The 10,637-nt window shown below is 48.5% G+C and carries 11 protein-coding genes; 4 read left to right on the top strand and 7 right to left on the bottom strand.

Going from position 1 to position 10,637, the window contains the following annotated elements; all coding sequences use genetic code 11:
- Positions 1-510 (top strand): bifunctional heptose 7-phosphate kinase/heptose 1-phosphate adenyltransferase (locus tag J0895_RS13990; RefSeq protein WP_207088688.1); only part of this gene is annotated, 510 nt, incomplete at its 5' end.
- 656 nt (positions 511-1,166) lie between these two features.
- Positions 1,167-1,616, top strand: a complete 450-nt coding sequence (locus J0895_RS13985; protein WP_207088687.1) for an ATP-binding protein — start codon at positions 1,167-1,169, stop codon at positions 1,614-1,616.
- A 102-nt stretch (positions 1,617-1,718) separates the two neighbouring features.
- On the opposite strand, the gene J0895_RS13980 is transcribed toward J0895_RS13985, so the two are convergent.
- Positions 1,719-2,012 carry a DUF6439 family protein gene (locus J0895_RS13980; RefSeq protein WP_207088689.1) on the bottom strand — a complete coding sequence of 98 codons (294 nt, stop codon included), beginning with the start codon at positions 2,010-2,012 and terminating at the stop codon, positions 1,719-1,721.
- A gap of 227 nt (positions 2,013-2,239) precedes the next feature.
- On the opposite strand from J0895_RS13980, the gene J0895_RS13975 reads away from it, so the two are divergent.
- Positions 2,240-2,662, top strand: a complete 423-nt coding sequence (locus J0895_RS13975; RefSeq protein ID WP_207088686.1) for a sll0565 family protein — start codon at positions 2,240-2,242, stop codon at positions 2,660-2,662.
- Between the two features lie 80 nt (positions 2,663-2,742).
- On the opposite strand, the gene J0895_RS25915 is transcribed toward J0895_RS13975, so the two are convergent.
- Both J0895_RS25915 and J0895_RS13970 read right to left on the bottom strand, forming a co-directional pair.
- Positions 2,743-2,934 carry a zinc ribbon domain-containing protein gene (locus J0895_RS25915; RefSeq protein WP_242541293.1) on the bottom strand — a complete coding sequence of 64 codons (192 nt, stop codon included), beginning with the start codon at positions 2,932-2,934 and terminating at the stop codon, positions 2,743-2,745.
- On the bottom strand, positions 2,897-3,901 hold the full coding sequence (locus J0895_RS13970) for an RNA-guided endonuclease InsQ/TnpB family protein (protein WP_242541292.1): 1,005 nt from the start codon (positions 3,899-3,901) through the stop codon (positions 2,897-2,899). The genes J0895_RS25915 and J0895_RS13970 overlap by 38 nt, the downstream gene beginning before the upstream one ends.
- A gap of 327 nt (positions 3,902-4,228) precedes the next feature.
- Here J0895_RS13970 and asnS point away from each other — a divergent pair, with 327 nt between their 5' ends.
- Positions 4,229-5,620, top strand: coding sequence for an asparagine--tRNA ligase (gene asnS / locus J0895_RS13965; protein ID WP_207088685.1), 1,392 nt, complete (start codon positions 4,229-4,231; stop codon positions 5,618-5,620).
- A 100-nt stretch (positions 5,621-5,720) separates the two neighbouring features.
- Here the strand turns inward: asnS and J0895_RS13960 are convergent, their stop codons facing one another.
- From J0895_RS13960 to J0895_RS13945, 4 genes are all read right to left on the bottom strand, one after another.
- A complete protein-coding gene (locus J0895_RS13960) occupies positions 5,721-7,328 on the bottom strand; it encodes a hypothetical protein (RefSeq protein WP_207088684.1) in 1,608 nt (535 codons plus the stop codon).
- Between the two features lie 275 nt (positions 7,329-7,603).
- Positions 7,604-8,779: an LptF/LptG family permease gene (locus J0895_RS13955; RefSeq protein WP_207088683.1), complete on the bottom strand. Its 1,176-nt coding sequence runs from the start codon at positions 8,777-8,779 to the stop codon at positions 7,604-7,606.
- Positions 8,780-8,991: 212 nt separating this feature from the next.
- Positions 8,992-9,723 carry an LPS export ABC transporter ATP-binding protein gene (lptB, locus tag J0895_RS13950; protein ID WP_207088682.1) on the bottom strand — a complete coding sequence of 244 codons (732 nt, stop codon included), beginning with the start codon at positions 9,721-9,723 and terminating at the stop codon, positions 8,992-8,994.
- Positions 9,724-9,872: 149 nt separating this feature from the next.
- On the bottom strand, positions 9,873-10,319 hold the full coding sequence (locus J0895_RS13945; protein ID WP_207088681.1) for an LptA/OstA family protein: 447 nt from the start codon (positions 10,317-10,319) through the stop codon (positions 9,873-9,875).
- Positions 10,320-10,637 lie beyond the last annotated feature (318 nt).

Raw genomic sequence — 10,637 nt, 5'->3', positions numbered from 1 at the left:
GACTATGGCGATGGAGTCTTGACTCCACTGGTGATTGAAGCGGCATTAGGACATGAACTGACGGTGGTGGATGCTCAAACACAGCTTCAGCGCTATGGGGGTGCCACCATTTTTACCCCCAATGTCCCAGAAGCGGAGCAAGCGGTGGGATACTCGATTACCACGCCCCAATCCGTCACCCAAGCGTCCAGGGACCTGCTGAGTCTCACCCAGGCGCAACAAATGCTGATTACCCGGGGGGATGAAGGGATGACGTTATGCGATCGCGCCGGGACGGAACATCACATCCCCCCGTTCAATCGCACCGATGTGTTTGATGTGACGGGTGCCGGGGATACGGTGGTGTCTGCACTCACCCTCGGACTCTGTGCCGGGGGTTCCTACTGGGAGGCGGCAGTTCTGGGCAATTTGGCCGCCAGCATTGTCGTCCGGCAATTTGGCACCGCCACCACCACTCAAGAGGAAATGAAGGATGCGTTAGCCTTACTCTTGAGTGAGGAGAATGCTTGACGCGCCCTTGCCCGGTTTAAGCGAAATGTTCGTAGTAACGACTTGCTGTCGTTGCTACGAACATCCTTCCCATCCTCCCCGTGAGGACCCTCAACATAAGCACAAGCAATCAGAAGTGAGGGGAAAGCTCAAAATTCTAGGCCGATCCGTCAGATTCTGGCGTAGAAATGTAAAAATATTATTATTTTGTTAGACCGACCTGTTTACCAGAGACTTGGCTCAGGCTCGCCGGATCGTCTCCACAAGGGGATCGCCTGGAGTGACTGGGTTTCAACCCCTTCGGCCCTTCCCGATTTCCCGGGATTCATAGGGACGATGGGGGGCGATCGCTCTCCCCTTTAACCCCATAAGGCTAACGGTTTGGAGAGTTTCTATCGGTGAAATAGTAGCTTTTTCAATGCAATTCGGTACAATAAAAGTGAAAAGCAGTTCGTGATTCAGGTCACAAACATGGTTTTAGCAATATGGAGATTCACAGTCCCCTGACTGGCGCAATCCCTCTGGGAATCGCCCAGGAAACAATCTATAGGGCAGCTTTGAGCCCAAGAAGATTCCAACCGACTCAAGGTAAAGGGTGCAACCTGACCGTTCAGGTATTCTACAGGGTCTTGCTTAACCAACTGATGTATTTTTTCTAAAGCTGCGGGGTTTTTTCTGTGATTGCTATTTCACCTCGTCCAATAAAACGTAGCTGGAACACAATTAGCTTTGCTTCCACGCTCTATTTATGCCCAGTCCTAGATTTGCTGTTGGTTGATATTCCGCGCCAATGGCAGGCTGAAATCCGTCTCGGACTTCAGGAAGCGTTAGTCAATGCTGCCAAACATGGCAACAATTTAGATCCCCGAAAAACCGTTGTGGTTCGATTTAGTGCGATCGCCGATGAATATTGGTGGGCGATCTCCGATCAAGGAAAAGGCTTTGCCTGTGCTTGTCCTTGTCACGTCGAGCCGGAGGAACATTTGCCTCATGATGAAGGAGAATGCGGCAGAGGGCTTTTTATTTTACACCAAATTTTTGATCAAGTTAATTGGGACAATAACAGCAGAGAACTCAAATTATGTAAACAATTTAATCAGTCCTCACGATTACCTAGACTTCGATAAGCGATCGCCTAGGGTCACCAGATCCCAAAATCAAAGATCGATCCTTCTTGAAACTTGACCCAAACCGGGGAAAAAGGCTCCCGTGAGGTCCTCCTAGAAGGACTATTGACTAGAAGATTTAGAAGAGCGATCGCCGTGAGTTGGACAGGGAGGAGCGCTAATCGAGCGGTCAATCCACCCCACAGCTTGGTGCAGTCGTAACAGTGCTTCCTCGGGGTTCTCCTTGAGCAAAAACACGATCGCCGCCGCCGCCTGTTCTTTAGCCCGAACTGCTCGGTTAGACTTCAGGCGATGCCAATCCGTTTCCGTTAAACTGAGGCGTTCGGCGAGGGCCTGGGCTAGTTCTAGGGTACTAAACTCTTGTAACTTCTCCGAAAGAGGACTGTGCAAACCCATCGTCTGTTTGCCGTGGGTTGTTGTGGGGTTAGCCATTGTACAAATCCCATCAATTCAATGGGTGCGAATTTCTGGTGCGCGGTCAGGAATGGGTGAGCGCATCAATCAACCCCATTTTAGGGGCAGGATGTCTTGAATGGAAAAAGAGTATAAGTAGCATACCATATTTATGGCATCCTGCACGGTGAGCTTGTCAAATTATCTATTTTTATTCCTAACAGTCCCGAATGACATTACCCTCCGACCCATCCGACCCCTCAGACTCACACACATCAGGGGAATTGCGAAGCAATCAAAGCCACCCCTTGGGAGAAATTGAGCGCCAGATCCAAGAAACCGAGCGATCGCTCAACCACCTCAAAGAGCGAATCGTGCAAGTCCAGCGCGATCGCCAGCGCCAACGAGACCTCCAAAACCGCCGAGACGACATCCGTCGAGAGGTTCGTCAAGCCAAAAACAGTAACCCATCCCTGATCCCTGAACTCAAACAAGAATTAAAACAAATCCAGGCTACCCTAGAGGCGATCGAACTCAACTTAGAAAGCGAACTCTTCAGTTTTAGCGCCCTCAAAGAACCCTTTTGGCAAGCCCTTCGCTTTGGGGGAATTGGCATCATCATCGGCTGGTTATTAAGAACCTGGGCCAAGTGACAACTCCCAGCACTAAATCGAAACGATTATAGTGTGGGCTTCCAAGACAATCCGGCTATTGCGAAGGCAGACTCTTGGCTTTAAGAACGGGTTGACCCACCTCTGAAGTTTTTGATATTGATAGCTGAATTATGGTCACGGCCCAGACTGCATCCACAGTGAGGACAGTCGTGCCAACGAATATGTAGCTTTTTGGGGACTTTCTCACCACAATTGGAGCAATCTTGGGATGTGTTATGGGCACTTACCGGAATTACCAACTTTCCCAGCATTTTCGGCTTTGTTTGCAAGTATTGATAGAAAGCTTGACCACCCAGCATCCAACACAGATTTAGCCAATCTTGTACGAGCAAGACCTTTAACGTTTAAGTCCTCATGAGCAACAACGTCATATTTCGACAACAAGTAATTAGCCGTTTTAAAGTGAAAATCTTTCCTTTTATCTGCTACTTTTTTATGATGACAACCTAACTGCTTAACCGCTTTTTGTCTGCGGTTACTACCTTTCTGGCGGCGTGATACCCGTTTTTGCATAACCCGCAAACGCTTCTGTGCTTTGCGGTAGTGTTGGGGGATAGCAACCGTTTCACCCTCTGAAGTTGTTAAGAATTCCTTCAACCCTACATCAATCCCAGTGATTTTGTCTGGATTAAAATCAGGCTTAATGGTTGGAACTGTTGCATCTTCGAGTGAAAGCGTTAGGTAGAATCCATCAGCTTTTTTGGTAATCGAAGCAGTTTTGACTTTAAACCCATCAGGTATTGGACGATGCAGTACAACCTTAACTTTGCCAAACATTGGTAAGTTAATTAGATTGCCTTGCAAACATCCATCCTTCATCTGAGGATAGGTAAATGTGCGGTAACGACTGCGTTGCTTAAACCTGGGTTTGCCGCTACGCTTGCCATTGCTATCACCTTTAAGAAACCTGTCAAAAGTCACTTTTACTCGCTTGACAACATCTTGGAGGACTTGCGAATAAATCCCTTTGTACCAAGGATGTGTTTTCTTGAGTTGAGGCAAAGTTTTCTTTTGGCTGAAATAATCGGGATTATCTCGCAGTTCTGGCAAATGGCTTCTTAAAGGACAAGAGTTGATAGGAGAACGGTTTTGCTCGTACCAGTTGAATCTATCCGCCAACAAATAATTGTACTGACTACAAAGCATTGATAGCCATCTATCTAACTCTGTAACCTGTGTTTTTGTTGGCCGTAGTCGGTACTGGTATGCTGTTCTCATGATGCTATCATAGCACGTAGCTACATACTGCTGACAATGAACCCAATTAATTTCCGAGTGACGGATGAAGAGTTAGCCCACTTGAAGAACTACTGCAAAATCAAGATAAAGACAACAAAGCGAGGTCATTCGTGAGTTGCAGCAGAAAATTGTCAATCGAGCGGGGTATTGAACCCCATCGATTGACCGCCTATCCATCCCGACACCAACCTGAGTACAGGTATGGTGCCAGGCTGAGGGCGTCAAGCTAAACTCAAAAGCGCAACCCTCACCCCCCTTCCCTCCGTTAAAATCATTACAATCTCAACCTAAACGCGAAACTCTAAAATGAAACAAAGGCTAGTTGAAATTTTGCGAACCGGCGAACCCCAAACATCCGTAACAATTCAGGGGTGGGTACGCACCAAACGAGAACTAAAAGAATTTACCTTTGTTGAAGTCAATGATGGTTCATCCCTGGCTAACCTTCAAATCGTTCTCAACCCCGACTTACCCCAATACACCGAGATTCTCAAACAACTCAACACAGGTGCATCCCTAGAAGTCTCCGGCATTCTCGTAGAATCTCCCGCCAAAGGACAACGCATCGAACTCAACGCCTCCGAGGTCAAACTCTATGGCGAATCCGACCCGGAAACCTATCCCCTCCAGAAAAAGCGTCACTCCTTTGAATTTTTGCGGACGATCGGACATTTACGCGGACGCACCAATACCTTTGGGGCCGTCTTTCGCGTCCGCAACGCTGCCGCCACTGCCATTCACCAATTCTTCCAAGAACGCGGGTTTCTCTGGGTTCATACCCCCATCATGACCGCCAGTGACTGTGAAGGTGCGGGGGAAATGTTAGCCGTCACCAGTTTAAATCTCCAGGACATTCCCCGGTTAGAGAATAGCAATCAAGTGGACTATGGAAAAGACTTTTTCGGCAAACCCGCTTATCTAACCGTCAGTGGTCAATTAGAAGCCGAAGTCATGGCAATGGCCTTGAGCGATGTTTATACCTTTGGCCCAACTTTTCGGGCTGAAAATTCCAACACCTCTCGACACCTCGCCGAGTTTTGGATGGTAGAACCGGAAATGGCCTTTTGTGACCTAACCGGAGACATGGATTTAGCCGAGGCATTCTTAAAATATATCTTTAAGTTTGTCTTGGAAAAATGTCCCGAAGATATGGAATTTTTCAACGAACGTATCGATAAAACGGTGCTGGAAACGGCAGATAATATCATTAATAATCAGTTTGAGCGGGTGACCTATACTGAAGCAGTTGCCCTGTTGAAAAAAGCCGATAAAAAATTCGAGTTTCCGGTAGAGTGGGGACTGGATTTACAATCGGAACATGAACGCTATCTGGCGGAAGAGTTATTTAAAAAACCGGCGATCGTCACAGATTATCCCGTAGAAATCAAAGCCTTCTACATGAGGCTGAATGATGACAACAAGACGGTCGCCGCGATGGACATCCTCGCCCCCAAAATTGGGGAAATTATCGGCGGTTCTCAACGGGAAGAACGTCTCGATATTCTCCAACGCAGGTTAGAACAGCAAGGACTCAGTATTGAGGATTATTGGTGGTATTTAGATTTACGCCGCTACGGGAGCGTTCCTCATGCCGGGTTCGGATTAGGATTCGAGCGCTTAGTCCAGTTTATGACCGGGATGAGCAACATCCGGGATGTGATTCCCTTTCCCCGCGCACCCCTGAGCATTGATTTTTAAGGCGGGGAAAAGAAACCGGGTTTCTGCCTGAGATTGATGGTTTTTTGGCATAAATTTTACTCAGAAACCCGGTTTTTGACCTTGATTGACACTCCCCGGACTAGGGATTGGAAAAGGTATTAATATTACCGCCGCCAATATTGCGACCGGGAATTGAATTGGGGACTGAAAACGGCTGAATCGGTTGAATGGGTTGCACTCCTGGGGTTTCTCGGTTGAGATTAAGGCCAGAATTGTCCACTTGGGGAGACTGAACCGAGGGGGGATTTACGGGTTGATAGGTTGGGACATTGCTGGGTTGATTCAGGGGGGAGGGACTAGGCCGATCGCTCGGTTGATTCAGGGGTTGCACTCCTGGAACAACAGAAGGAGAGTTGCCCACAGGTTGGTTACTCGGAGGCTGATAAATCGAAGAGTTCGGGGTTAGATCCGTGGCAGTTCCGAGGTTGTTCGGTGTTTGGGGAGCAGCGGTGGGTGCAGTTGGAGCCAAGGGAACGGGTTGCCCTCCCGATCGCAATAAATAGTCGTAAGCATTGGTAGGGTTGGAATTAGGAACCAAGGGGGTAGCGGGAAGGGGTTGATAGTTGTTCGGATTTTTGTCATCCTCAGAGTAATCCACCGTATAGTTAGGACTTATTTCTCCCGGCAATCTGGGGGTGATGGGCGGGTAGGAATTGGGGCGAGTCTCCGGGGTCCCGTTAGGCATTTGCGCCGGTTGAGGCGTGTTTCCGTAGGGACTTGGGGAAGTTAAGGGCGTGCCGTAAGGGTTATTTGGCCCGGGTGAAATCGGGTTGGCGTAGGGATTAGCACCATTCTGGGGAGTGCGGTTAGGGGTTTGCGCCGGTTGAGGGGCGTTTCCAGAGGAATTCGGTGAAGTTTGAGATCCGGTGTTGCCCGGATTTGCTGTGGGGTTGGGGCGATTTTCACCAGAACTCCCGCGATTGGATTCTCTTTGGGGGGTAGCATCTGGCCCTTGACTCGCTTCGGGATTGTCAGGGTTGCGATCGCCACTCGTGGAGTTGTTGGGAGAATACAAGCGATCCATTGCCGATTGCAAGGGACTCACCGGCAATCGGGTCAAGTCTGGGGTTTCAAAATTACTAACGCCACCGGAATAGATTCCCAAGCGATTCCCCGGAGAGGGGGGGGTTCCATTGCTGTTTTCTGGAGGCGTAGGCACGCCGAGAATGCTGACCGAGGGTAACTTTTCAGATTCAGTAGCGGCATCATCGGATGGGGGCAAAATAGACAGTTCTGGGAGCTTGTATAGATCTTCCCAGTTTTGATTGGCGTTCTGCTCACCCTCTAAAGCCCTGTTAGTCGAGGATGGAATGGGGATCGGTTGCGATCGCGTTGATGCAGAAGACCGCCGATTGGAGTTCCTCGGGGTGGGCAGTTGGATTTGGGGAGGCGGCTGCATCTGTTTCAACTCATTGATCAACACGGAGGAGCTATCAATATCTGCGGCGATCGCACTGTCTTCCGGGGACATCCCAATCCATCCCTCCGGCTCATTGCCCACCTCCGACTCCTCCTCATCCTCTAGGCTCAACAGATAGAATCGTTCGGGGTTGTTGGAGAAATCCCAGATCAACAGGGTTAACAGTCCTAGAATCAGTACAGAACCCCACACGAAAGGTCGCGTGTAATTTCTTAACTTCGCTCGAATTTTGCGGACGGCAGGAGATGTTGGGTTGGGGTGTGACATAGCTTTTAATGCCGAGCTAATTGACAAGACAGAGGGATGAACTGATCCAACGTTGCTTATTTACAGAATACTCGCACTTTAGAGCAGAGCTAATCAGTTCAGGATAAAATTTTTTATAAAGATTGTCTACTTTTTATTATAGAGCTTAAATCGATTGATGAGCCATTTTTTTATAAGGGTCATCAGGATTAGTAATCTGGAATCTCAGCATTAAGAGCATGAGAGCCACGGCGATCGCCGTGGCTCTAGAGAGGCCCTCTACCATCAACCCCAGTTTATTGGGAGGCCCGCACTAACAAAAATCCGCCAATCACTAACCCCAGCGCCATCGGCAACCAAGCCGCCATAAAGGGAGAGAGAATCGCCAATTGACCCAAAGCATTAGCGAGAAAGGCCGTTAAATAGTAGCCAAAAATGATAATAATGCTAATTCCAAAACTGGTCGCTTTACTGGCACGACGGGGGCCGAGTCCCAAGGTAGACCCGACTAAACCAAACAGAACACAAACAAACGGCAAGGCATATTTTTGTTGAATCCGCACCTCTAACTCCCGAATATTTTTTTCACTGCCGCCATAGCGAATAATTTCCAGTCGTTCCTTGGCTTCGGCGATGTTCATTTCCCCGTAATCGCGCCCTTGGGAGGCTAAATCTAAAGGAGTGCGCGGGAGTTTAAGTTGTTGATGTTCAAACCGGACAATATTACGATAGGAGCCATCGGGGGCGATTAAATAAATTGTGCCATTAAAAAAATCCCAGCTATTTTCCTTGGGATTCCAAATCGCCGATTCCGCTGAAATAATCTGGCTGACCCCGGCTTGGGAACGGTCGAGAATGGTTAAAGTTTTCATCCGTTCCCCATCAAACTCTTCTGCATAAAACAGGCGTTTCATCACCGTGACTCGGTTCCCATCCTCTTGGGTTACCCGGTCAAATTCCGTATAAATAATATTCCGGTCCTGAAAAGAGGGTCTATCTTGATTCAGCGCTCGCTGTAAGGTAATGGTCGCTTCATAGTTGGCTGCCGGAACAATCAGTTCATTAAAGGCAAAGGTCAATCCGGTGACGCAAAAGCTCAGGGCGATCGCCGGGACGACTAATCGATAGACGCTCACGCCACAACTGCGTAAGGCGACGATTTCGCTATCGGCAGACATCCGCGAATATCCCATCAAGGTAGCGAGTAACACAGACATGGGAAAGGCTAGAACGATAAAATCCGGTAGTTTTAACATAAAAACTTGCACGGCAATTTCTATCGGTAAGCCTCTTTCCGTGACACGCCGCACGAGGTCAAATAATGTCCCGATCGCCACCCCCACGGAAGAAAATGAGCCGACTCCAAATAGAAACGGCCCAATTAACTCAAGGGCGATATAGCGATCCATCACCGAGCCTCGCAACAGCCACCAACTGAAGGATTGAAAAGATTTTAATGAATTCAATATCATGGGAAGTGTGAGGAGGAGTTGATGCGATGGCAGTTTTTAGCAGTCCGGAGGAGGGACTGCCTGAACCCTAAATCTGGTTATTAAAATGAGGAAAAATCCCTCGGTTATTCTCAGTTGTTGAAAGTTAAATCATGTTACTTTTGGGATAAAAAAGAATTTAGAACAGTAATTTTTAAAGAAAAAAGCGAAATTGAACAGAGATTGAGCTAATTTTAAGATAGCGTAAAATTTTCCCCGAGATAATATTGTCGGACCAGGGGATTGGTCGCGAGTTCCTCTGGGGTGCCAAATGCCAAAATTTGTCCATCCCGCATGATGTAGGCGCGATCGGTGATGGCGAGGGTTTCGCGGACATTGTGATCCGTAATCAGAATCCCCATTTGGCGATCGCGAAGTTTGGCGACGATTTGCTGCATTTCCGACACGGCGATCGGGTCAACCCCAGCAAAGGGTTCATCTAACAGCAAAAAGGTAGGACCCTCTCCTCGCACGGCTAAGGCCCTTGCCATTTCAGTCCTTCGGCGTTCTCCCCCCGAGACATTTTTGCCCTTCGTATCGGCGACAACTTGCAGCCGAAATTCTCGCAGTAGCGTATTCAGACGCTGTTGCCACTGCCAAGGCGGGACTTTAGTTTGTTCCAAAACCAGCAAAATGTTATTTTGGACCGTCAGATTCCGAAAAATGCTCGGTTCTTGAGCCAGATAGCCGATTCCCAACCTAGCGCGGTCTTGGATAGATAACGGGGTAATATCTATGTTATCGAGCCAAATTTTCCCCTGGGTGGGTTTTTCGAGTCCCGTCACCATATAAAAGGTGGTGGTTTTTCCGGCACCATTGGGACCCAGCAACCCGACAATTTCCCCTTGGGAAACCGAAAGGCTCACCCGGTTGACAACGGCCCGCTTGCCGTAGGATTTGTGAACATTCTCCAACCATATTTTCACTCGGGAGCATCCTCTTGGGACTAAAGGCTAATGTCTACAAACGGAGCATTGACACTCCCCGATTGGAGAGAAGGAGTTACCAAACAGGCGATCTCCCCTGCCTACTCCTTCTTAACCATCTTTAACCGTTCAGGAGTCCATCGTCTCCCTTAAAGTCCAGGGGAGGTCCCCTCCGGTAGGAAATAAATCGACTCCACTTGTTTGTTTTCTTCCGGAAGGGCAATAAATCGTCCCTCATCCAAAAGATAAGTAATCGTTTCCCCCCGAATGCTGTTGTTATCTTGGATCACATAAGCATTGCCACTGAGCACGATGCGTTGCTCTCGGCTAAAAAACTGGGCTTGGGCTGCGGTCCCTTGCATATTTCGGGCAGGATAGTTGATGCGGACATTGCCGCGTGCCGTGATAATCCCGGTTCTGGAGTCAGATTCTTGCATATCCGATCGCACTCGCAAGGCACGGTTGTTCTGCGCGGCATTCGGCGTTTGCGGATAACTCGGCATGGCAACAACGCTCGTCAAGGCGACTGGCATCATCAATGCCAACCCAAGGCGAAGCAATAAATGTGAGGAACTTAAGCGGACAGAGAGGATCATAGCTGAGTTCACTGATATAGGCACGATAAGCACATTCGCAAGAGGACGCAGATGGAGTTCTGCCATCTTCTATTGGTAGTTTAGCCAATCCTACCAATCCGTAATCCGGATCGCGTCCGTGGGCAACTCCTGTAGCCTCCGTTCTGCTTGATGTTTGACGGGTTCCAGTCTTCCGAAGTTTCGGAAGCCTTGACTAGGACAAGATTTTACCAAACTTTATCTCCCTCTGGATTAAGGGCTGGAGGATTTTTTTAGGGTCATTGGTTATTGGTCATTGGTTATTGGTTGTTGGTCATTGGTCATTTGTTATTGGTCATT

The organism is Phormidium pseudopriestleyi FRX01 (assembly GCF_017313335.1).
Lineage (GTDB): Bacteria > Cyanobacteriota > Cyanobacteriia > Cyanobacteriales > Laspinemataceae > Laspinema > Laspinema pseudopriestleyi.
Note: the sequence above shows the minus strand (reverse complement) of the source record. Positions and strands in the feature narration are given on the sequence as shown.

Coding starts and splice junctions, on each gene's coding strand:
- J0895_RS13975 (WP_207088686.1), top strand. CDS start 2,240: ATGACATTACCCTCCGACCCATCCGACCCCTCAGACTCACACACATCA.
- J0895_RS13960 (WP_207088684.1), bottom strand. CDS start 7,328: ATGTCACACCCCAACCCAACATCTCCTGCCGTCCGCAAAATTCGAGCG.
- asnS (WP_207088685.1), top strand. CDS start 4,229: ATGAAACAAAGGCTAGTTGAAATTTTGCGAACCGGCGAACCCCAAACA.
- J0895_RS13980 (WP_207088689.1), bottom strand. CDS start 2,012: ATGGGTTTGCACAGTCCTCTTTCGGAGAAGTTACAAGAGTTTAGTACC.
- J0895_RS13955 (WP_207088683.1), bottom strand. CDS start 8,779: ATGATATTGAATTCATTAAAATCTTTTCAATCCTTCAGTTGGTGGCTG.
- J0895_RS13945 (WP_207088681.1), bottom strand. CDS start 10,319: ATGATCCTCTCTGTCCGCTTAAGTTCCTCACATTTATTGCTTCGCCTT.
- J0895_RS25915 (WP_242541293.1), bottom strand. CDS start 2,934: ATGCTGGGAAAGTTGGTAATTCCGGTAAGTGCCCATAACACATCCCAA.
- J0895_RS13970 (WP_242541292.1), bottom strand. CDS start 3,901: ATGAGAACAGCATACCAGTACCGACTACGGCCAACAAAAACACAGGTT.